The organism is Thermococcus sp. PK (assembly GCF_000430485.1).
GTDB lineage: Archaea > Methanobacteriota_B > Thermococci > Thermococcales > Thermococcaceae > Thermococcus_A > Thermococcus_A bergensis.
In genome coordinates this window covers 494241-515590 of record NZ_KE387149.1, presented here as the reverse complement: position 1 = coordinate 515590, position 21350 = coordinate 494241, and the positions used below count along the sequence as shown (strand labels likewise).

Here is a 21350-nt window from a genome sequence, read left to right as displayed (position 1 = left end):
TTTAAGGTTTTCTTAACCTAAACAATCAAATGAGCAACACCCACAGTGAAGAGTGTCGAAAATATGTCCGCCAAAGTTGTTATAGTCGGAACTGTAGCATTATCGGGATCCAATCCAACTCTGTCAAACAATATCGCAAGGAAATACGCAATGAACATGACAAAGAATAACAACATTGGGTAAAGCAATATAAAAGGGATTACTAGTCCAACAGTTTTACCCAGAGCTATCCTAACAATCACTACTGAGGTTAGATTTGCCAAAAGCCCAAGCAAAGCCCCAATTATCGTGTAAACTGCAACCTCCAAAAAAATTAACCTGTTGAAAATGCTCTCTATTTCTCCCAGATGTATTCTAGTGGAGGTCTTCATTCCTATTATAGAGCCAAGGTTCCCAGTAGTGTCAAGAACCGCCGGATACATTACGCTGAATATTACTGAGGCATAGATTAGCTCGCTGTAACTTTCAAGAATTGACCCGGAGATACTTGAGAGCAAAGCCAATATTCCAACAACTCCCAAAACCTCTGTAAAGATTCGCCTTTCTCTTTTTCTAATCTTGGAAAACTTCCTCAGCATCAACATAAAGACAAGCGATAGAACAAAGAGTGAATAAAAGATACCAGTTTTTGCTTCATATAAGAGTATAAATCCCACTAAGAAGGGAACGGTAACAAGATCAGCGACAGAAGTTACTATTGGACCAGCGACTGCATCTGGATCGATACCCCTCCTGAACGGAATTATTGTGGTAAATGCTGCCGAATATCCAAGGATAACCCCAGCGAATATCGTAGAGGCCACAACTACTAGGAGAACTATAATCGCCATGTTCACATCTCTAATCTTCACAACACCCACAAACCAGAGTATTGTCACGGGGAGAAGGGAAAGGAGGAGAGAGATAAAGATGTTCCTCGTAACGTTTTCATCCCTTAAACTGGGGCTCATCTCACCGAGATGCAACATCGTTGTGAATCGGGAGACAAGAGACCCATATATATTACCCCTAAGACCCATCAAACCAGGAAGAATCACAAGAACTACCGGATATTCGTTCATTATCTTCTCAAAAAACCTGCCCAGAACTGCCCCGGCGAAGAAATCCAGCAGCAGGCACAAAAAGAGCGCTGGTAATGAAACTGTTAATCCTTCTTTCAATAACTCCTTTAGATTTGTTGAAGTGCCTACTCGAACTACTACCATTGTTACCATCCTCCATGCTTCATCCCCCTGAATTCTTCTGGTTCTCCTCAGATAGCGAATCTCCGAAAAGTTATATAAAAAGGTTTTGGTGAGTTTAATTGAAGAAAAAAGATAGAAAGGAAGCTTTTTCTTACATGCTAACTCTTTTCTAACTGGAATGGAGATATGTAGTCCCCATACTTCTCCTTAGCCTTAAGAAGTCTTTCTCTTTCCTTCTCCAAGACCTTAAAGAGCTCTTCCGGGATATTGCCAACATCCCTATAAATCTTCTCAATCCTCTCTATCTTGGCAAGGAACTCTGGAACCCTTATGGTGAACTGCTTTTCGTAGTCCTCCCTGCGGTAATCTTTGTTAAGAACTTCCTTAAAGAGCCTCTTCAGGTCTTCATATTTTGGAATGTACCCAACGGGAGTCTCTATTGCATCAACATCCCCGTGAACCCTCAGCTCCATCCACTTGAGCCACACGGCTTTGTCTAGCTTGTGGTTCAGCCAGTTGCCGTCTTTATCCCTCAGGAAGTAGTTAACGGCAAATATCTTTGGCTTTATTCTCAGCTTCTTCTCAAATTCAAGGTAGTTTCTGAGGTAGTCTCCAATGTGAACGCTGAGGAAATCTAAAATCGCCATTGGGTTGAATGCCCTTACCCCTTCCTTTCCAAGAGTAGCTGCAGTTGTTTCGCTTTCCAGTGCTGCACCCATGGTAACTACTCCGTGTGCCCAGTCAAAGGCCTCTCTCACAGGAGGCCAAGTATCTGCATCTCTGCCACCGAATATCATTCCCCCAATCCTAACCCCGCATGGAGCTTCAAGGGCTTCCAGGTCAGCGTTTGGGAAAGCTTCAAGGCTAACGGTAAAGCGAGCGTTTTTGTGGCTCGGCGGGATTTCGTTACCCTCAGCATCTTTCTTCCCTTTCCACCATTTTCCGCTGTGGTTTTCTCCCTCTTCTGGAATTGGGATCCCCATGTCATTCCAGTAGGGCTTCCCGTCTTTAACGAGCACGTTTGAGAATATTATCTCATTCGGTGAATGCAGCACTTCCCAAATTATCGGGTCATCCTCTTGGTTGACTCCCTGAATTATTCCAAAAACTCCCTTCTCGACGTTGGCCCCTCTGGCTTCTCCCTTCATGTCAACGATGAACGTCAAGTCATCCCCTACTATGTTCTCCCACGAAATCATTGCTGTTGAGGTTTTACCGCACATTGAGGGATAGGCTCCGGTGAAGTAAGTCTTTCTACCATTGGGACCGTTCACGCGCATAAGAAACATGTGCTCGCTCAACCAGCCCTCTTGAACGGCTCTTCTAATTGTAAGCCTAAAAGCAAGCTTTTTGAGCCCTATTGTATTGCCACCGTACTGGGTGTTTGCCGAATAAACGGTCTCCCCTTCAAGGTCAATGTAAATCCTCCTCTTGTCTATGTTCTTGCTGGTCTTCCTTTCGTCAAGTTCTCCAGCAGAGTGTACAAATTTCAAAAACTTTGCTTCTCTTCCCAGGCGCTTAAACTCCTCGTAACCCTTTCTGTAGAGGATAAACTCACTGTGAGCAACATAGGCCGAATCCGTAAGCTGAACAGCAGGGATTGTGAAAATAGAGTTCTTGGGTCCGAGAACAAAGAAGCATACAAAAAGCTCTTTACCCTTTGCGATGTCTCTCATGATTTCGTGAATCTCCTTAAGCCCTTCTTCCCTGTCCATAGTATTTACGAACGGAATCTCCACACCCTTAGGAACCAAGATTTTAGTCCTGGCCTTGTCCCGAGCTTGATCATAATAGCCATCGTAGTGGACAGTGTGTCCGTCCATTGCGAGGGGTTTCTCCTCCCCGTATTCAATGGCCTTTCTTCTTACATACTCTTCATCTTCCTTTGAATCGGTGCAAACAAAAACCTTTGCGGGATTCAAAAGATCGATATATTTTGCCAGAAATTCATGAAGTTCAGGGTTGTCGATTGCCTTAATTTTCTCAAACTGTTCTGGGTCAAGCCTATTTTTAAGGTATTCCAGAGGTCCCATTTACATCACCGTAAAACATTGCTCAACGATGGATTAAAAAGCTTTTCAACGAACACCATAAATTATATTAACTGAAAAATTCCTAAACACTATGGTGGCAACTATATGCAAGCGGTGATTCTAGCGGGCGGAAAGGGAACAAGATTGCTTCCTCTAACAGTCTACCGCCCCAAGCCAATGATTCCATTTTTCAACAAACCCATGATGGAGTACATGGTCAACGCCCTAGTAAACGCGGGAGTAGAGGAAATATTTGTATTAGTCGGGTACCTCAAAGAGAGGATTATGGAGTACTTTGGAGACGGAAGTGAGTTTGGTGTTCAAATACACTACTCAAATGGGGACAACATAAAGCTCGGAACCGCAGGAGCTACAAAAAAAGTCGTTGATAAAATAGAAGACACATTTATCGTTGCTTCAAGCGATGTTCTCACTAATCTGGATATCAGAGCCCTCTACGAGTACCACAAGAAAAAGAACGCCCTCGCCACAATAGCCCTCTCGGAGGTCGAAGATCCCACCCAGTACGGAATATCGATCGTGGATCCAGAGAACAGGATAATAAAGTTCAAAGAAAAGCCAAAGCCAGAAGAGGCTTTTAGCAACCTTGTAAATGCTGGCATCTATGTTTTCGAGCCGGAGGTATTTGATTTAGTTCCAAAGGGCGAGAACTTTGATTTCTCACTCAATCTGTTTCCCAAAATGCTCGAAGAGAAGCTGCCTCTCTACGGTTTTCCGTTTAAAGAATACTGGAACGACATAGGGAGGCCATCAAGCTACCTTCAAGCAACTGCGGATGTGTTCTTAGGAAGGCTGAAGCTCCCACAAATAAAAACTGAATCCCTAAAAGGAAACCTGGAACACGGGGGCTCTATTTACAGCGGTAAGAGATGTCAAATCAGAAACCCGAATATAAGAGGATTTGCCGTCTTGGGCGATAACGTTAAAATAGGCAGAAACGTTAAAATAGAGCGGTCCGTAATATTCTCCAATGTGACCATTGAGGAAGGAGCAGAGATACACGAGGCGATAATTGGGGAAAACGTTTACATTGGAAAAGGTGTTGTTATTGAAAGTGGTAGCGTTATTGGAGATAACTCCGTGATTGAAGATTTCACAAAAATTGGGGCAAATGTGAAAGTCTGGACTGAGTCAAGAATTGGAAAAGAAAGTATAATACTTCCAGATTGAGGTGATGATTATGGAGATTTACAAATCCGAGGAATTCAACCCAGAAGAGCTTGCTCTGCTCGGTAGGGCAATAGGAACCGTAGGACAGGGAACAATAATAGTGGGGAGAGACGGAAGAGCTATCTCAAGGTATGGAAAGAGGGCACTCGTAGTGGGGATTGTAAGTACCGGAGCAGCAACTATGGACGTCAGGCTTATCCCGCTAATAGCCCTCAAAGATTTTGCCCATAAGAAAGGCCTTCCTCTGGTGTATGTTTACTACCACAACGGGATAAGGGTAGAAGTTAGCGGTCTTGATCCAGATGAAATAAAGGCTATAATGGAGAGCAGGAAGTTTATAGAAGCAAATCCCAATGATATAGGAGCAACGATTTACTATCCTAACGCTCTAGATGACTTTTTGCATGACATTTTCAGACACTATAATTTTGAGATAGAGGGAACTGCACTGGTAGATTGCATGAATACTCCCGCAGTACTCTTCTTCCCCAGGCTAAATGAGCACTTTGGGTTTGAGGTGGAGCTTCTCAATGACATGATGACCAGCTACCTGCCACCAAAACCAAAAGAAGTCTACCTTCAAAAGCTCAAAAAGGGAGAGTATACTTTTGGACTCCGTTTCAAGCCGAATGGATACGTAGAGTTCCACAAAGGGGAAGAGGAAAAAGAGTTTGGAAGCATGTGGAAGCTCCTAGACCACATGAAGAAAACTCTCCTCTGATTTCACCAAAAAGATATACAAAAGGCAAAAGCCATAAACAAAAACCAAGCGAGATGCAACTCTGGAGGTGTATTTATGAGCATATTCATTGTCTTAGAGGGAATTGATGGAGCGGGAAAGTCAACCCAGGCAAAATTGCTTGCAGAGTGGTTTGAAGAGAGAGGATACGAAGTTGTTCTAACCAAAGAGCCAACAGATACTGCTTTTGGGAAACTGATAAGGAGGCTTGTACTTACAGGAGGAAAAGAGGGAATAATAGACGGTGCACGAATAAGCAAAGAAGCTGAGGCATTACTCTTTGCTGCAGATAGAGCAGAGCACGTTAAAAAACTCATAGAGCCCTCCTTAAAGGCTGGAAAGGTAGTTATATCGGATAGGTATTTCTACTCATCCCTAGCCTACCAGTGGGCAAGGGGCCTTGATTTGGAATGGCTTATCAACTTAAATGCATTTGCTCCAAGAGCAGACCTTGTAATCCTCCTTGATTTGCCTGTTAAGGAGAGCATAAAACGCATAAACGGTAGAAGTATCAAATCGGAGTTTGATAAGATTGTTGAGCTCCAAAAAAAGGTAAGGGAAAACTATCTGAAGCTTGCCGAGAGGTTCGATGAGATAAGAATTGTAAACGCCCTAGCCCCTGTTGAGGACATCCACAAAGATATTGTGGCTTTAGTCGAGCATGAACTCCTCGAAAAAAGAGAATAAAACGGTCAGATAGTGCCGATATCATCACTGCTCAGACCGGTAAACGCACATCATCCCAAACTTTTTAACTCCCTATTCTTTAAAAAGTGTTAGCCGATGATGAGCGTTAGCCACTCTGATGATGATGACAAGAGGGTTAGCTGAGGTATCTGTCCGTCATAAGGTTTTATGAGCAAATATGAACAAACCTCCGCCCATTCAAATTAATTCTCACGACAGGTTTGGCTTTGCCTTGTGGAGGCATATTACTCCAAGTGATAATGCACTCGTGCTGTTTTATGCTCATCAAAGACCAATTTGTGCTTTTTTATGGTCAAGATTGCCTAACTGCACTTTCTCGGCAAAGCTTATATAGACTTTTACCGATACGAAACTCGGTGATTGTAAAAATGCTTGATTATTTCTTCACCCCAAAAAGCGTTGCCGTATTGGGAGCATCCAATGACCCACTGAAACTCGGCTATGAGGTCTTCAAGAACCTCAAGGAATACGGAGGAAAGGTTTACCCAGTGAACATAAAAGAAGAAGTAGTCCAGGGAGTCAAAGCATACAAGAACGTCAAGGAAATCCCCGACGATGTGGATTTAGCCGTCATAGTGGTGCCCAAAAAATTCGTCAAGCAGTCAATCATTGACTGCGGAGAAAAAGGCGTGAAAGGTGCCGTAGTAATAACAGCAGGATTCGGTGAAACCGGCGAAGAAGGGAAGAAAGAGGAGAGAGAACTTGTCGAAATAGCACACAAATATGGAATGAGGATCATCGGACCAAACTGTGTTGGTATAATGGACACACACAGCAACCTGAACGCAACGTTTATAATGAAGGCCAAGAAGGGCAGTGTCGCTTTCATATCCCAAAGCGGTGCCCTCGGTGCAGGAATAGTTTACAAGACCATCAAAGAAGACATAGGCTTTTCTAAGTTCATAAGCGTTGGAAACATGAGCGATGTGGACTTTGCAGACCTGATGGAGTACCTCGCTGATGACGAAAACAGCAAGGCAATTGCCCTTTACATAGAGGGCATAAAAGATGGAAAGAGATTCATGGAAATTGCTAAGAAAGCCAGCAAGAAGAAGCCAATAATAGCCCTAAAAGCTGGAAAAAGCGAAAGCGGTGCAAGAGCCGCTTCATCCCACACGGGTTCTTTAGCTGGAAGCTATGCCATCTATGAAGCCGCATTTAAGCAGAGCGGAATTCTGGTTGCAAACACTATAGACGAGATGCTGAGCATGGCAAGGGCCTTCACCCAGCCACTGCCAAAAGGAAAGAGAGTCGCAATAATGACCAACGCAGGTGGCCCGGGGGTTCTAACGGCTGACGAGATAGACAAGAGAGGACTAAAGCTGGCCAACCTAAAAGAGGAAACCATGGAGAAGCTCCGCTCATTCTTACCGCCAATGGCAGCAGTTAAAAACCCTGTTGACATGATTGCCTCAGCGAGGGGAGAAGAGTACTACAAGACCGCAAAGCTCCTTCTTGAAGATGATAACGTTGACATGCTCATAGCAATATGTGTCGTGCCGACTTTTGCAGGGATGACTCCAACAGAGCACGCTGAAGGAGTTATAAGAGCGGTAAAAGAGGTCAACAACGGAAAACCGGTTTTGGCATTGTTCATGGCAGGTTACGTTAGCGAGAAGGCCAAAGAGCTTCTTGAAAAAGAGGGAATCCCAGCCTATGAAAGGCCCGAAGACGTTGGAGTAGCTGCTTATGCTTTAGCTGAATTCGCTAAGGCAAAAGGTGTTATTAAAGAATGAGGTGGTGTATATGGCTAAAGTTAGTGATATCGTCCTATGGGACAAACCTGGAGAAAAAGTTCTGCTTTTAGGAAACCAGGCAATAGCTAGAGGAGCTTTAGAAGCAAATATTGCGGTCTATGCCGCCTATCCCGGAACCCCAAGCTCTGAACTTACCGATACAATGGCTGCCGTAGCAGAGAAGGCAGGCGTTTACATGGAGTACTCCACAAACGAAAAGGTAGCCTTTGAGACCGCTCTAGCAGCAGCCTGGAGCGGACTCAGAGCAATGACCGCAATGAAGCATGTTGGTTTAAACGTTGCCGCCGACACATTCATGAGCGCCGTCGGAATGGGTGTCGAAGGCGGGTTCGTCATAATGGTGGCAGACGACCCAAGCATGTGGTCTTCTCAGAACGAGCAGGATACAAGGGTTTACGCCAAGTTTGCAAACGTTCCTGTTCTTGAGCCAGCCGATCCTCACGAGGCAAAGGAGATGACAAAATATGCTTTCGAGCTCAGTGAGAAGTTCAAGCACTTTGTAATCTTAAGGACAACAACAAGGACATCACACGCAAGGGGAGACGTAGTCTTAGGAGAACTTCCAGAGGAGATAAAACAAGGAAAGAGGAAGTTTGGAAAATTCAAGAAAGACCCAAGCAGATTTGTTGACGTTCCAGCCAACGCAAGAAACTTCCACCCGATAATCCTTGAGAAAATTGAGAAAATTAGGGAAGAGCTCAACAACTGCCCATTCAACTGGATAGAGGGCAAAGAAGACGCCAAGGTAGGTATAATCGCTCCAGGCTTGAGCTACGCCTATGTGAAAGAAGCCCTCGCCTGGCTTGGCGTTGATAACGTCAAGATCCTCAAACTCGGAACACCATTCCCGGTTCCCTACGGGCTATTAGAGAAGTTCTTGGAAGGGCTTGAGAAGGTTCTCATCGTAGAGGAGCTCGAGCCAGTCGTTGAGGAGCAGGTAAAAACATGGGCCTATGACAAAGGAATTACAATTCCAATCCACGGCAAAGACCTCGTGCCAAGGATTTATGAGATGACAACGAGGAGAGCAGTAACTGCCATAGCGAAGTTCCTTGGAGTTGAAACGCCAATAAACTTTGAAGAGCTCGACGCAAAGTACGAGAAAGTTAAGCCCCTCCTACCGCCAAGACCTCCCTCACTGTGCCCAGCCTGCCCGCACAGAAACAGCTTCTACGCAATAAAGAAGGCAACAAAGGGCAAGGCAATCTACCCCAGCGACATAGGGTGCTACACTTTAGGACTGCTCCCACCGCTTCAAGCGGTTGATACCACTGTTGCCATGGGAGCTTCAATTGGAATTGCCCACGGATTGAGCATAGCCCAGAACGGAAGCCTCAGCGAAGAGCAGAAGAGCCCAGAGAAGCAAGTGATAGTTGCCACAATCGGTGATTCAACGTTCTACCACACTGGACTCCCCGCTCTGGCAAACGCAATCTACAACCGCTCGAACGTGCTGGTAGTCGTTCTTGATAACCTCGTTACCGCTATGACCGGTGACCAGCCCAACCCAAGCACCGGAGAAACACCACACGGCATGGGTAAGAGAATCCCGATAGAAGAGGTTGCAAAAGCCATGGGTGCAGACTTTGTGGCTGTTGTTGACCCCTATGACATAAAAACAACATACGAGACCATGAAGAAAGCCCTAGAAGTTGAGGGTGTTAGCGTTGTGGTGGCAAGACAACCATGTGCTCTCTACAGAATAGGACAGATGAGGAGAAAAGGCGAAAAGTGGCCCATCTACCAAGTCAACGAAGAGAAGTGTACAGGATGTAGGGCATGTATCAACACCTACGGCTGCCCAGCAATTTACTGGGACGAGGAGAAGAAGAAAGCAAGAGTAGAGCCAACAATGTGCTGGGGATGCGGAGGTTGCGCCCAGGTATGTCCATTTGGGGCTTTTGAACCCATAGAGGGGGGATCACAATGAAAGAGTATAACATAGTCATTACTGGAGTAGGCGGCCAGGGAGTTTTGACCGCGGCAAACATCCTTGGATGGGCCGCCTTAAGGGCTGGATACAAGGTGAGGTTGGGAGAAGTCCACGGGATGAGCCAGAGGTTTGGAAGCGTTATTTCCTACGTGCGCTTTGGAGAGGACGTCTACGGTTCAATGGTGCCAGAAGGTAAAGCCGACGTTATACTTTCCTTCGAACCTGTGGAAGCCCTAAGATACGTTAACTACCTCAAAGAGGGCGGAATGGCAGTAATCAATACAAAGCCAATAGTCCCAGTGCAGGTTTCGATGGGAATGGCTAAGTACCCAAGCCTGGACGAGATAAGGAGAATTTTCGAGGAGGACTTCAAGGCGAAGTGGATTGGCTTTAACGCAGAAGAGCTTGCCGAAAAAGCGGGACACGTGGTTACCACCAACACAGTCCTCATTGGAGCTCTAACACAGGTTCCAGAGTTCCCACTCGATGCAGAGCACGTTAGGGAAGTCATAAAGATAAGTGTTCCACCAAAAGCTGTGGACGTGAACATGAAGGCCTTCGACCTCGGAATACAAGCCGCAAAAGATATTTTAGGGCTTTGAGTGCCCTACTCATTCCTTTATTTTCTCCCGAAATGCTTATTAGTTTTCAGGTGAAATAACTTTTTGGTGAACCATGGAGTGCATTGATAGTGAGTCCCTAAATGGATGGAAAATTTTCTCCGCTAAGGAAGACTGTTGGGTGTTTAAGGGGAAAAATAGAATTTACCTTATGGGATGGACGGACCACTACATTGAGGGCGAGAATATCAAAACAGTTCTAATCAACGGCAAACCTGCAAAAAAACTTAAAAATGGATTCTTTTTGGTATCTTTCGGTAATTTCATTGGCCTTTCTGAACTGGTTTTAGTCTTTGAAGAGGGCAGAACAATAAAAATGCCTGTTGAGGTAATTTCACCTACAATCTTGAAGAGATATCACAAGAAGTGGGCTAAGGAACAAGTCAAGGAGTTATCAGATCTCCAGAACAGCTTTGTGGAGGCATTAACCCACGAGATTCTCCGGTATTCAAGCACACTCCCATTTCACCTGGAGTCTCCAACTGAGTTCTCGACCATGGAAAGCGATGAGCCCGTCAACGAGCTCTTTGCCTACCACTACCTCCGCTCGAACGGGGAACGTATTATCGGCGCCTTTGAGACAGTAATGCACCGCATGAAGAGGAAGCTTGTGGTGGAGGAGAAATGGATGAAGCCCGACGAGGTCGATGAGGTAGCCCCTGAGACACTCATCGCCATCGCTCAGCACCCAGAGTACCTTGCCCCTGCGGGGGAAGGTGTCCTCGTGGGTAAATACTTAAATGGCTACGTCCCCACACGCGTCTTTGCTCTCCGGAAGTATGAGAGCGTTGATACTCCCGAAAACCGCTTCGTCAAATATTTCCTCAACCTGCTAATAGAGTGGGGCGAGAGAGTTGTGGAAACCTTTGGCAAAACAAATGTTGACCTAAACCCCGTAGAAGACCTTCTGGGAGAGCTTGAATTCCTGAGGAGCGACGGGCTATGGGACGAAGTCGGGGAGATGACGCTTTTTCCCTACACCTCTCAGACCCTCCTGAAGGGAGATGGCTACCGTGACCTGCTTGAGCTTTACAGGGAGTTTACGGCGTATTCACCTTTCTTTGAGGGGCTTCAACGCGCAATAGACAACAAGGACATTGCGAAGCTCTACGAATACTGGGCGTTCTTCAGGCTGGTGGATGAACTAGGAAGAATTCTTGGAAGGAAAAAGCTTAAAATCGTTGTTACTCCCGCGGGCGAACTTTCTGAGAGCGGAGACGTTTATGCCGAGTTTGACAACGGTTGGAGGCTCTACTACAACAAGAAGCTGACTCCAAAAAGGTGGAGCTACTCCGTCTCGCTGAGGCCTGATTTTTCGCTCTTTAGCGGGAATCCGTCGAAAAAGGACACCGAGCTCATAGGGGTCTTCGATGCAAAGTTCAAGGTTGACATAGTGGATGAGCAAGAGGAGATAGAAGAATTCGATGAGGAGACATCACTCGCTGAAGAAACGAGAAGTTACGAGACATGGGCAAAGCTTGAGGACATCTACAAGATGCACACTTATCGAGACGCCCTCAGGTGTAGATTTGCGGTGGTGGTTTATCCCGGGGAGGAGGAGCAGTTTTTTGATGTTAAGATTGGAAGAATTAACAACTTTGATATTGAGGACATTTTAATAGGAAATTTAGAGGGCATTGGTTACCTAAGACGTGTTCCGAGGGATGTCTATGATAGTAAAAGCTGATAGTATATTGGAGGTCGTTAAAAGGGAGAAAGAAAAATACCCTGGTATAAATTTTGAGAAAATAATTGAAAAAATCAATGAATTCAAAATGATAGCCGAGAGATCTCGAAATTCTAGCGATCCTAACAAGGATCTTTATCGGATAATTACGGAAAGATTCAATGGCTTGGATATAAGCGAGAATGTAAAGGAGCTGTTCTATCTGTTCAACAAACCGAAGGACATATCGAAATATTTTGCCAATGAGGATTTCTTAAATCTCCTAGAGCTAGTCTCTACGATAAGTGATTACAATGACTTAGAAAAATATAAGAACGAAATTAAAAATCTACTCAGCAAAATTAAGGAGAACGAAGACCTAGTTGACTTAGGACCTGCAATAATCACGTCATGGATGGCGATTTATAACCCTAAGATGTTCATGCCAATAGCACCTTGGCTCGGAGATATTTGGCAAGAGTTTTTTACAAAAAAATTGTGGGGACATGGACAGTGGAAACCTGAAGACATTACCAACGCTTTTCTTGAGTTAAATAACCCAGAATTTCGATACAAACTGAAGGAGTTAGGAATTCATATTCTTCTAGAAGTCGCTTACTATCTAAAATTACATGCTGGCTCCAATAATAATGTTCAAGAAGCAAATCCGATAATTTCCGCAGTTGCGGGGGAACATAGTTTCCTTGCTAAATATTTCACCTCAAAAGGCTATCTCTACCCAGAGCATCTAGTTTCCCAGTTCTACGTCGCCCTCAAGACCAAAGGCTTCGTTATCCTATCCGGATTAACTGGAACAGGAAAGACAAAGATTGCCTTAGAGTTTGCAGAATTACTGGGGAAAAAAGAAAAAATACCCCTTCCACAATTGTTAACCGCATGGGGAAGTGATGATCCAGAACAAAAGTTTGAAGATGCAATTAATTGGATAAAAAGACTTATACGTGAAAATGGATATGCAATTTTAGCTTGGGATGACTCAAATACTCTAAAAAGCACTTTAGAACCCTTTATCTTATGGATTGGGTATAAGTCTGGCGTGCAATATGGATTCATAGTTAGGAAGAAGTATCTAAAAAAAGAAATTCTTAATAATCCTGATCTCAAAGAGAGAATTAAAAAAGGATTTGAATGGTCTATAAGATTATATGAACATCTAGAAGAGGAATTGAAGAAAGACAAAATATTTCTAGAAGTAACCCAAGTAATTGAGCTAGAGAAAAAGCTGGGATATGAAAGATTTTATGGGTTAGACTTAGGAAGACCACTAAAACAAGTGGCTCAAAAGGGGTACTCAAGAGTTAGACTATTAGACGAAAATATCCTTAAAGATGATTTTATAGTGACAAAAAACCACATCTTCCTTTCAGTCCGTCCTGACTGGCGCGATTCTAAATCCCTGCTCGGCTACTATAATCCACTGACAGGTGAATATCACAAAACTCAACTCTTGGAATTTATCTTAAGGGTAATCCAAGACTATGAACAGAACAAGGAAAAAGCCACGCCGTACTTTATAATTCTCGACGAGATGAACCTTGCTCACGTGGAGTACTACTTTGCCGACTTCCTGAGCGTCCTTGAGAGCGGGAGAGACGAAGGCTTCACTAAGGAGGGAATACCTCTACATGACAGTGATGAGGTTGAAAAGTTCCTGGAAATCCCCAAAGAGCTTAAACTTCCCCCAAACCTCTATATCGTTGGGACTGTCAACATGGACGAGACCACCTACGCTTTCAGCCCCAAAGTTCTTGACAGGGCCTTCACGATAGAGTTCCACGATGTGGAGCTTGAGAAGTATCCTCCTGAGGTAGAAAACAACAAATTCGCCCCCGAGCAAGTGGCAAAGCTGTGGAAATCTATATGGGATGATCTCCGTGGTGAGGATGGCAAATTCTTAGCCAGCTATAAAAATTCAATAAATGAAGCCGTCAAAAAGCTGAAGGATACTGAGTACTGGCAAATCCTCATTGAATTAAACAAAGCTCTCGAGCCTTACGATCTTCATTTTGGCTATCGCGTTGTTGATGAGATTGCCCTGTTCTTCAAGAATGCCAAAGATAGCGAGGAGAGAGAAATAATCAAATTTGATAATGACGACGAAATCTTTGACCTGGCACTCCTGATGAAAGTCCTTCCAAAGTTCCACGGGAACAGGAAAAAGCTTGAGAAGCCTTTGAAGGAAGTTCTAAGGCTTTGTGTAACTGGAACCGAGGATGAAAAGCAGACAACAGTGAATGTTAAAGTGGATGATAAAGAAATCGAGCTCAAGTTACCGGATGATATCGATAAGCTCAGCAGTGATACGATTGTTGCCATGCTCGAAGAGTGGGAAACTTACAAAGACAACTTCCGCTTCAAGCACACGGCCAAAAAAGTCCTACGTATGCTGAGACAGCTCTACGAGATTGGGTTCGCAAGCTTTAGCTAACTTTCATATTTTTCTAAAAGCTGCTAAAGGCTCCACCACTGCCCAACGACATCCTTCACTTTAGCAACAGTCTCCAGAACTAGAAACACGCCATAGAAAAGTTAAAGAAAAATTAAAACTCTTCTTCAATGAGGCCGTACTTTTCAAGCTCGTGGAGGAGCTTTCTAACAGCTTCCCACGCATCTTGTTCGCTCTTTGCCCCACTGCACACGATTTTTCCTGAGCTGAAGAGAAGGATAACAGCCTTTGGGTCTTTAACACGATAGATGACACCGGGGAACTGCTCAGGCTCATATTCACAGTTGGGCAGGACAAGAGCAACAGCATCGAGATTAAACTCCATCTTAAGGTCTCCACTAAACACCATATTTTGGATATCTATCTCAGGCTCTCTGGTGAACTTAGTCCCGATCTTTGAGAGCATTTCAACAAGCTTTGAAACCGCAGCCTTTATGTCTTCAACACTCTTTGCACCGGTGACCACGAGCTTGCCGGAGCTGAATACAAGAAGGGCAACTTTTGGTTCATCAAAGCGGCATATTATCCCTGGGAACTCCTCCGGGTTGTATTTTGAGTGCGGACAAATTTCTATCACTTTTTCGAGATCAAGAGGAGCAAAAAGATCCACAGAGGCTACTATATTTTCTATCTTAAGTTCAACATTGCTCATATCAACCAAGGCTTACACCTCCACTGGGTTTAAAAACCCTTTATAAATAAACCCATAGGGGTTTTTAAAGTTTAGTGAGAGGCCATTAAAATGCAAATCTTAACGCTATTAAAAAACTTTAAGTAGTTTGTCTCAATTTATTTTTTGGTGAAAATTATGCTAGTTGAGATGCTCAAAGAGATAACCCAACTTCCCGGTATTTCCGGATATGAAGAGAGAATACGGGAAAAGGCCATAGAATGGATCGAAGACTATGCCGACTATAAGGTCGATGCAATTGGGAACCTCATCGTGGAGCTCGGAGAGGGTGAGGAGAAAGCTATTTTCATGGCACACATGGACGAAATCGGACTTATGATAACCGGGATAACAAACGACGGAAAGCTAAAGTTCAGAAAAATAGGGGGAATAGACGACAGACTGCTTCTGGGGAGGCATGTAAAAGTAATAACCGAAAAGGGGATCTGGACGGAGTTATAGGGGTCACTCCCGTTCATCTAAACCTCGAGAGAAAGTTCGACACAATTCCCTGGCACAGCCTCGAAATAGATATCGGCGCAGAGTCAAAGGAAGAGGCTGAGAAAATGGGAGTAAAGGTTCTGGACTTTGCTGTATTTAAAAAGCACTTCAGCATCTTAAACAACAAATATATCGCAACGCGCTCCCTGGATGACAGATTTGGTGTTGTTGCCCTTGTTGAGGCCATAAAAGACCTCGTTGACCACGATCTGGATGGAAAGTACATTTTCGCTTTTACAGTTCAAGAAGAAATAGGACTCAAGGGGGCCAAGTTTTTGGCAAACAGCTATTCACCAAAATACGCAATTGCTGTAGACTCCTTTGCATGCTGTTCTTTCCTTACGGGAGATGTAAGGCTCGGAAAAGGCGCTGTAATAAGGGCCGTTGACAATTCAGCAATCTATACACCCTCCCTTGCAAGGAAGGCTCTCGAAATAGCAAAGAAGAACAACATCCCGGTGCAGATTGGAGTTACCGGTGGAGGAACCGACGCATCAGCTTTTGAGTTCAAGAGCCAAACCCTAGCTTTAAGCGCCCCCATAAGATACCTCCACAGTGAAACGGAGATGCTCCACTTGGATGACCTCAAAGCTCTGATAAAGCTAATAGAAGCCCTTGTGTTTGAACTTGAGTAGCGGAGGTGGTAATTTGCTTAAATACCTAGGGTATTTTGGTGTTGGGATTTTTATAGGCATACTAGCAGCCCTCTTCGGCTTAGGGGGAGGGTTTTTGATTGTACCCACTCTAAACCTTCTGGGGGTTGAAATTCACCACGCGATTGGGACTTCAAGCGCTGCGGTTGTTTTCACTTCTCTAAGCTCCGCCATAGCGTACCACAGGCAGAGGAGAATACACTACAAAGCGGGCCTTCTCCTAGCAAGCACTGCCGTGATAGGAGCTTATATAGGAGCATGGATGACGAGCTTTATAAGCGCAAGCCAGTTAAAGGTCATCTTTGGTGCAGTCCTATTCCTCGTGGCAATAAGACTTTACCGCAAAAAGAGCAAAGAGCCACACGAAGTAGATTTGAGCCAGATAAAGCTCGATTACAAAGTAGTACCTCTCGGCGGGTTCATAGCCGGAATAGCCAGCGGTCTGCTTGGTATAGGCGGTGGAGCGATAAACGTTCCGTTCCTAACTTATATGGGATTACCAATACACTATGCAGTGGCAACTTCGAGCTTTGCCATAGTTTTCACAGCAACAAGCGGGGCTTTGAAGCACTACATGCTGGGAAACGTTGAAGTGGAATGGTTGCTCCTCCTTGTTCCGGGACTAATAGTTGGAGCCCAGTTGGGAGCAAGAATAGCAAAAAGAACCAAAGCGAGCAACCTGACAAAAGCTTTCGCTGTTGTGATGGCGTTCCTAGCCATTAGGATGATCCTCAAAGGACTCGGCTACCCAATTCCCTGAGCTTTTTGTTATTATCTTTTGATACTGTTAGGATAACTGGGGCATCACCTCCTGAAGCCATTCAGTAACATCACCAGGCGGATCACCAAAACTAGAATGAATTCTGACAAAATTATACCAGAAGGCAAACAGAAAAACAAACCTATGAACCCTCCTCCAGTCTTTACCCCTGAAATTATTCCAGAAACGCTTCGTCCTCTCCTTCAACGTCCTAAACCAGCGCTCAACACTGTTCCTCGGCCCGAAAGTCACATGCAGATAACCCAACCTCAAACTCTTAAAAGCAGACTTATACCAGCTCGCCCTGTCAACCAGAAAGACAGGCTGCCCTTCACACGACTTTAAAACAACCAGAATGAAATCCCTGGCAACCCACCAGTTTCTAACAGTCGTAATCCAGACTGCTAAAACTTCCTTGCTCTCAACGTCAATTGCAGCCCAGAGGTATCTTTTCTTCCCGTTGATTTTTATTACTGTTTCGTCAACTGCGATGAAGTTTCGCTGTTTTTTGACTGCGAGGATTTTTGGCTTGTAAACTGCTTCTGCGAGTTTTTGGACTGCCTCCCAGACTGTTACGTGACTGATTTTGAGTATTCTGGCGGTTTGCCGGTAACTGAGGCCTCGCAGGTATAATTCTACTCCCCTGATTTTCTTTTCTGGTGGGATTTTGTTGCGACGAAAGGGTTTTAAGGCTGAAACCACCCAGTAAATAATGGTTTCAGACTTCATGTTCCCCCTTCTTTTTCTAAAGTACTGCCAGTAACTTAAACCTGACACCCCACAGCTTATCCTAACAGTATCTTTTTAGAAGGGAAAACATTAATAAATAATTATAACAAATGGAAATAGTTGAAGAAAAATCATACTGCAACTTGTAGTTTGTAATGCAATGTACGTAATTGGTGGTGAGTATGGTCAAGAAGAAGGTTCTCAATATCTTTGGGGAGGTTTTCAAATCGGCCCCACCAGCAGGCACAACATTCACAATAATCCACGACCCCTACTCCGCCATATGGCTAATGCCATTCGCAATAATCAAAAAAGAACTCGAACGGGGCTCCTTTGCCATAATCACAAACTATACAACACCCGTCCAAAACATCATCATGAGCGGAGAACAAGTTGGACTGGACATCAAAAAAGAACTTGAAAACGACAACCTCGCCATAATAGACGTCTTCGGCTCAAGGTATGGTGTCAAATGCGAGTGCAAAAACCTCTTTTACATCGACAACGTTGCAGCAGACACAATAAACCCCAAACTTGAACTGATACTTGAACAGCACATTAAACCCCTAGTAAAGGACAGGCGCATTGTAAGGGTAGTTTATACCCTCGACGGGGCTGCATTGATGTTCGGAGAAAAAGAAACGCTCCGCCTTCTCAACCAAACGCTTGCGCTGGAGAGAAAGTACCGGCCCAATTCTATATTCGTCCTTCCACTGACTAAAAAGGCCGTCTCGGAGAGTTTTACCACTTGGGTTGCGAGGATTAGTGATTACGTCATAGTGACTTCCACAAGACTGAACGGGGTTATTGAAGAGTATCTTTACGTTGTAAAGTCTTTGGAGGAGGGCTTTGTCCCAACATCGTATCTCCTGCATAGTACGAGAGATAAAAGCCCAGACAGATTGAGAGCAATGGAACTCGGGGGAATAAAACCCTATGACTATGAAGAAGACGAAACTTAAAGACTTTATTTCTGGAAGCGTTGAAGAGCGGATTCTCTTGAATTGAGTATATACCAAAATTATTTTTGATTTTCCCCTTAGGTTTTGAAGAGAGAAAACTATAATTACCATTAAGTGAAATTCAAATTAGCGACTTTCACTACGGTGTTCAAGATGGAACAACCGAAGATAACGGTCTTTGCATATTCCGAGGACAAATTTAAAGAAACAACTGTTAAAACAATTGAAGAGATCCTCAAATACAAAGATTACAATGTAGTTTGGGTAAACATGGAGGGACTTGCGTATCTCCAAGAGCTTAAAGAGATTTTCAAGTTTCATGAAGTTACCATTACGTCAATTCTTAGAGCAAACACTAGAGCAAGGGTTTCCGTCCTAAAAGATCATATCTTCCTTCTGCTTCATCAGGTCTACGAGCTGAAAGGAGGCCTGAAAAAAGAAAGAACTGCTGTTTTTCTAAAAGATAACTTTGTCATAACAATACAAGAACGGCCTGGCGATGTGTTTAACACGATTAGGAAAAACATAAGGCACGGGGAAGGAATTTTCAGGAAGAAAGGTGCAGATTACCTACTCTTTGCACTCCTCAATGCGATAGTTGAGAATTACATTCCAATTCTAGAGAACATCAGCTCGCAAATGGAAACCCTAGAAACCAAAGTGCTAAAAGGTGGAGACAGAGAAGTGCTCCGAAAGATACATGGAATTAGGAGAAGGATACTGTTTTTGAGAAGAACAATATTTCCCCTGTTAGAGATTTTTAGACGGTTGAGAGTAGAAGGAAAAGAATTTTTCACTGAAGAGACGCAGAGATACCTAGAAGAACTCCATGAGCACGTCATGGAAATCCTCGATATTATTGAAAATCACCGAGAAATGACCAATGGATTGATAGATATCTACTACTCCACCCTCCCCATGAAAACAAACGACATTATAAGGATTCTCACTGTAGTCTCTACGATCTTCATCCCTCTAACCTTCATAACAGGTATATACGGAATGAACTTCAATACCCGCATCTCTCCTTATAACATGCCCGAGCTCAACTGGTACTACGGATATCCGGCTACACTTCTGACTATGCTCATAATAGCCCTTGGGATGCTGTACTATTTCAAAAAGAAAGGATGGTTATAGGCCAATGGCAAGCTTCACGGCTTTTTCAGCTATAACATCCATGGGGTCTATAAGCGGTATGTCGAAGTCTTCCTGCCTTAAAACCACACTAACTTCAGTACACCCTGCTATAAGCCCTTCACCCCTTTTTTCAAGCTTTTTGGCAATTTCAAGCATTTTTTCTCTTCCCCATTCCAAGTTACCAGCTTTTATACCCTCATAGATGGCGTCCATCAATTCTCTTTGGCCGTTTTTGTCCGGAACTGCTATCTCAATTCCCCTCTTCAAAAGGGCGTTATGATAAACCATCCCCTTTATTGTGCCATCCGTGGCTAAAAGACCAACTTTTTTTAGATTTAGGGTCTTTATGTATTCAGCGGTCTCTTCAACCATGTTTATAAGGGGTATCTTGATAGCCTTTTGAATTTCATCCGCAAAGTAATGGGCAGTGTTGCAGGGCATAATTATGAAGTCCGCTCCCCAGCTTTCAAGTTTTTTTGCACTGTCAATGAGCTCTGGAAGCGGGTTTTCGCCTTTTCCGAGAATATATGCTGTCCGGTCGGGGATTTTGGGATTGTTGTAGATAATTATTCTCGGGTGATCTTGATCTTTTTTGGCTGGCGTCTTGAGTACTATCCTTTTGAAAAGCTCTACAGTTGCAAGAGGGCCCATTCCACCCAGAATTCCTATGACCTTCTCCATGCTCGATCACTTCGCGTATTTGATTTTTCCTTCCTTGAGTTCAACATAGCGAGCCATTATAAAGAGCAGGTCGCCCAGACGGTTGAGATATTTAAGAACATCTTCTCCAATCCCATATTCCAAAACTACCTTGGCAACTTTCCTCTCAGCCCTTCTAGCTACTGCTCTGCAGACGTCAAGCTTTGCACTCCCCAGTGTAGCTCCGGGAACCACGAACCCTTCGAGTTTTACTTCGCCTTCAAACTTTTTGATAAGCCCTTCCAAATGCCTTATCTCTTCTTCCCCAATTTTTTTGTATTCTCCTTTACTTGCAATTTCGGCCATGAGCGAATAAAGCTCAACCTGGATTTTCTCAAGGAGTTCTTTCAGCTCTTCATCGAGGTAGTGCTTTGCTTCTCCTAAAAACGAGCTCAGTTCATCTATTGTGCCGTTGGCCTCTATTATCGGGGCGAATTTTACTATTCTTTCTCCAGTAAAGATTCCCGTTGTTCCTTTATCTCCGGTTTTGGTTGTTATGCCCATCTAATTCACCGGAATTGTATTTGCTAAGAACTACTATTTAAGTTTTCTAACGATCATTGTTGTCCACTGAAGGGGCGTGTTTAGTTTCACCCCCTGTTATTTAAACAGTATTTGACTCTGAGGAGGATTTTCAGACCATAACACATTACCCCAAGCAGGATTCGGGTTACAGTAGTCTTTTTCAGAAAACAGGGGATCCTACTGCCAAACCACGTTGTAAACGCACCCCAGAACCCCTCATGAGGATTCCTATGCCTGTACTCTTCTTCAGAAAACACTCTGTCTCTCTTCTTACTACCAAAACCACCTGGAGCGTTCTTAGTTTTCTTAACAATCGGCCGATAACCCTTTTCCACCACAGTGTTCAGAACTTTCTTTGAATCATAAGCCCCATCAGCATAAAAATTCCCAGAACCCCCCGGCAGGAGTTCAAT

At 44.1% G+C, this 21350-nt stretch carries 18 protein-coding genes and 1 pseudogene; 12 read left to right on the top strand and 7 right to left on the bottom strand.

The genetic code is table 11. The annotated features are described in order from the left end of the window. Nucleotides 1-17: 17 nt before the first annotated feature. Both THEPK_RS04675 and THEPK_RS04670 read right to left on the bottom strand, forming a co-directional pair. A complete protein-coding gene (locus THEPK_RS04675; protein ID WP_052315890.1) occupies nt 18-1205 on the bottom strand; it encodes a magnesium transporter in 1188 nt (395 codons plus the stop codon). Nucleotides 1206-1342: 137 nt separating this feature from the next. Next, nucleotides 1343-3217 (bottom strand): phosphoenolpyruvate carboxykinase (GTP), encoded by a 1875-nt coding sequence (locus THEPK_RS04670; protein WP_042698920.1) that lies wholly within the window; start codon nt 3215-3217, stop codon nt 1343-1345. A 105-nt stretch (nt 3218-3322) separates the two neighbouring features. On the opposite strand from THEPK_RS04670, the gene THEPK_RS04665 reads away from it, so the two are divergent. The 8 genes from THEPK_RS04665 to THEPK_RS04630 all read left to right on the top strand — a co-directional run bounded on the left by THEPK_RS04665 (nt 3323) and on the right by THEPK_RS04630 (nt 14280). Beyond that, nucleotides 3323-4408, top strand: a complete 1086-nt coding sequence (locus THEPK_RS04665; RefSeq protein ID WP_042698918.1) for a nucleotidyltransferase family protein — start codon at nt 3323-3325, stop codon at nt 4406-4408. 10 nt (nt 4409-4418) lie between these two features. Continuing rightward, nucleotides 4419-5129, top strand: a complete 711-nt coding sequence (locus tag THEPK_RS04660; protein ID WP_042698916.1) for a phosphohexomutase domain-containing protein — start codon at nt 4419-4421, stop codon at nt 5127-5129. A 75-nt stretch (nt 5130-5204) separates the two neighbouring features. Next, the gene (tmk, locus tag THEPK_RS04655; protein ID WP_042698913.1) at nt 5205-5834 is read left to right on the top strand and encodes a dTMP kinase; all 630 of its coding nucleotides are present in this window, start codon (nt 5205-5207) and stop codon (nt 5832-5834) included. A 389-nt stretch (nt 5835-6223) separates the two neighbouring features. After that, nucleotides 6224-7591, top strand: a complete 1368-nt coding sequence (acs, locus tag THEPK_RS04650) for an acetate--CoA ligase alpha subunit (RefSeq protein WP_042698911.1) — start codon at nt 6224-6226, stop codon at nt 7589-7591. A 10-nt stretch (nt 7592-7601) separates the two neighbouring features. Next, nucleotides 7602-9542 (top strand): indolepyruvate ferredoxin oxidoreductase subunit alpha, encoded by a 1941-nt coding sequence (gene iorA / locus THEPK_RS04645; protein WP_042698908.1) that lies wholly within the window; start codon nt 7602-7604, stop codon nt 9540-9542. Continuing rightward, nucleotides 9539-10147 carry an indolepyruvate oxidoreductase subunit beta gene (locus tag THEPK_RS04640; protein WP_042698905.1) on the top strand — a complete coding sequence of 203 codons (609 nt, stop codon included), beginning with the start codon at nt 9539-9541 and terminating at the stop codon, nt 10145-10147. Before iorA ends, THEPK_RS04640 begins: the two co-directional genes overlap by 4 nt. A 169-nt stretch (nt 10148-10316) precedes the next feature. After that, nucleotides 10317-11852, top strand: a complete 1536-nt coding sequence (locus THEPK_RS04635) for a DUF2357 domain-containing protein (RefSeq protein WP_232194534.1) — start codon at nt 10317-10319, stop codon at nt 11850-11852. Then, nucleotides 11836-14280 (top strand): hypothetical protein, encoded by a 2445-nt coding sequence (locus THEPK_RS04630; RefSeq protein WP_042698899.1) that lies wholly within the window; start codon nt 11836-11838, stop codon nt 14278-14280. The genes THEPK_RS04635 and THEPK_RS04630 overlap by 17 nt, the downstream gene beginning before the upstream one ends. Before the next feature lie 112 nt (nt 14281-14392). Here THEPK_RS04630 and THEPK_RS04625 read toward each other — a convergent pair whose 3' ends face one another. Beyond that, complete coding sequence (locus THEPK_RS04625; RefSeq protein ID WP_042698895.1) at nt 14393-14959, bottom strand: TATA-box-binding protein; 567 nt, start codon at nt 14957-14959, stop codon at nt 14393-14395. A 147-nt stretch (nt 14960-15106) separates the two neighbouring features. Here THEPK_RS04625 and THEPK_RS04620 point away from each other — a divergent pair. Continuing rightward, a pseudogene (locus THEPK_RS04620) lies at nt 15107-16104 on the top strand (M42 family metallopeptidase). Nucleotides 16105-16117: 13 nt separating this feature from the next. Beyond that, on the top strand, nt 16118-16882 hold the full coding sequence (locus tag THEPK_RS04615) for a sulfite exporter TauE/SafE family protein (protein ID WP_042698892.1): 765 nt from the start codon (nt 16118-16120) through the stop codon (nt 16880-16882). 27 nt (nt 16883-16909) lie between these two features. Here the strand turns inward: THEPK_RS04615 and THEPK_RS04610 are convergent, their stop codons facing one another. Continuing rightward, complete coding sequence (locus THEPK_RS04610; protein WP_011011522.1) at nt 16910-17611, bottom strand: IS6-like element ISPfu1 family transposase; 702 nt, start codon at nt 17609-17611, stop codon at nt 16910-16912. A 182-nt stretch (nt 17612-17793) separates the two neighbouring features. Between THEPK_RS04610 and THEPK_RS04605 the strand changes: the two genes are divergently transcribed. Together THEPK_RS04605 and corA are read left to right on the top strand one after the other, a co-directional pair. Next, nucleotides 17794-18573, top strand: a complete 780-nt coding sequence (locus THEPK_RS04605; RefSeq protein WP_052315889.1) for a hypothetical protein — start codon at nt 17794-17796, stop codon at nt 18571-18573. A 153-nt stretch (nt 18574-18726) separates the two neighbouring features. Continuing rightward, the gene (gene corA / locus THEPK_RS04600; RefSeq protein WP_042698888.1) at nt 18727-19713 is read left to right on the top strand and encodes a magnesium/cobalt transporter CorA; all 987 of its coding nucleotides are present in this window, start codon (nt 18727-18729) and stop codon (nt 19711-19713) included. Here the strand turns inward: corA and THEPK_RS04595 are convergent. The 3 genes from THEPK_RS04595 to THEPK_RS13360 form a co-directional block, all read right to left on the bottom strand. Continuing rightward, the gene (locus THEPK_RS04595) at nt 19708-20394 is read right to left on the bottom strand and encodes a cysteate racemase (protein ID WP_042698886.1); all 687 of its coding nucleotides are present in this window, start codon (nt 20392-20394) and stop codon (nt 19708-19710) included. The two genes, corA and THEPK_RS04595, sit on opposite strands and share 6 nt — an antisense overlap. Nucleotides 20395-20400: 6 nt before the next feature. Continuing rightward, the gene (locus tag THEPK_RS04590) at nt 20401-20916 is read right to left on the bottom strand and encodes a cob(I)yrinic acid a,c-diamide adenosyltransferase (RefSeq protein WP_042698884.1); all 516 of its coding nucleotides are present in this window, start codon (nt 20914-20916) and stop codon (nt 20401-20403) included. A gap of 86 nt (nt 20917-21002) precedes the next feature. Continuing rightward, nucleotides 21003-21350: hypothetical protein (locus tag THEPK_RS13360; protein WP_042698881.1), on the bottom strand; the 348-nt coding region annotated here is incomplete at its 5' end.

Coding starts and splice junctions, on each gene's coding strand:
- THEPK_RS04675 (WP_052315890.1), bottom strand. CDS start 1,205: ATGGTAGTAGTTCGAGTAGGCACTTCAACAAATCTAAAGGAGTTATTG.
- THEPK_RS04670 (WP_042698920.1), bottom strand. CDS start 3,217: ATGGGACCTCTGGAATACCTTAAAAATAGGCTTGACCCAGAACAGTTT.
- THEPK_RS04665 (WP_042698918.1), top strand. CDS start 3,323: ATGCAAGCGGTGATTCTAGCGGGCGGAAAGGGAACAAGATTGCTTCCT.
- THEPK_RS04660 (WP_042698916.1), top strand. CDS start 4,419: ATGGAGATTTACAAATCCGAGGAATTCAACCCAGAAGAGCTTGCTCTG.
- tmk (WP_042698913.1), top strand. CDS start 5,205: ATGAGCATATTCATTGTCTTAGAGGGAATTGATGGAGCGGGAAAGTCA.
- acs (WP_042698911.1), top strand. CDS start 6,224: ATGCTTGATTATTTCTTCACCCCAAAAAGCGTTGCCGTATTGGGAGCA.
- iorA (WP_042698908.1), top strand. CDS start 7,602: ATGGCTAAAGTTAGTGATATCGTCCTATGGGACAAACCTGGAGAAAAA.
- THEPK_RS04640 (WP_042698905.1), top strand. CDS start 9,539: ATGAAAGAGTATAACATAGTCATTACTGGAGTAGGCGGCCAGGGAGTT.
- THEPK_RS04635 (WP_232194534.1), top strand. CDS start 10,317: ATGGGATGGACGGACCACTACATTGAGGGCGAGAATATCAAAACAGTT.
- THEPK_RS04630 (WP_042698899.1), top strand. CDS start 11,836: ATGATAGTAAAAGCTGATAGTATATTGGAGGTCGTTAAAAGGGAGAAA.
- THEPK_RS04610 (WP_011011522.1), bottom strand. CDS start 17,611: ATGAAGTCTGAAACCATTATTTACTGGGTGGTTTCAGCCTTAAAACCC.
- THEPK_RS04605 (WP_052315889.1), top strand. CDS start 17,794: ATGGTCAAGAAGAAGGTTCTCAATATCTTTGGGGAGGTTTTCAAATCG.
- corA (WP_042698888.1), top strand. CDS start 18,727: ATGGAACAACCGAAGATAACGGTCTTTGCATATTCCGAGGACAAATTT.
- THEPK_RS04595 (WP_042698886.1), bottom strand. CDS start 20,394: ATGGAGAAGGTCATAGGAATTCTGGGTGGAATGGGCCCTCTTGCAACT.
- THEPK_RS04590 (WP_042698884.1), bottom strand. CDS start 20,916: ATGGGCATAACAACCAAAACCGGAGATAAAGGAACAACGGGAATCTTT.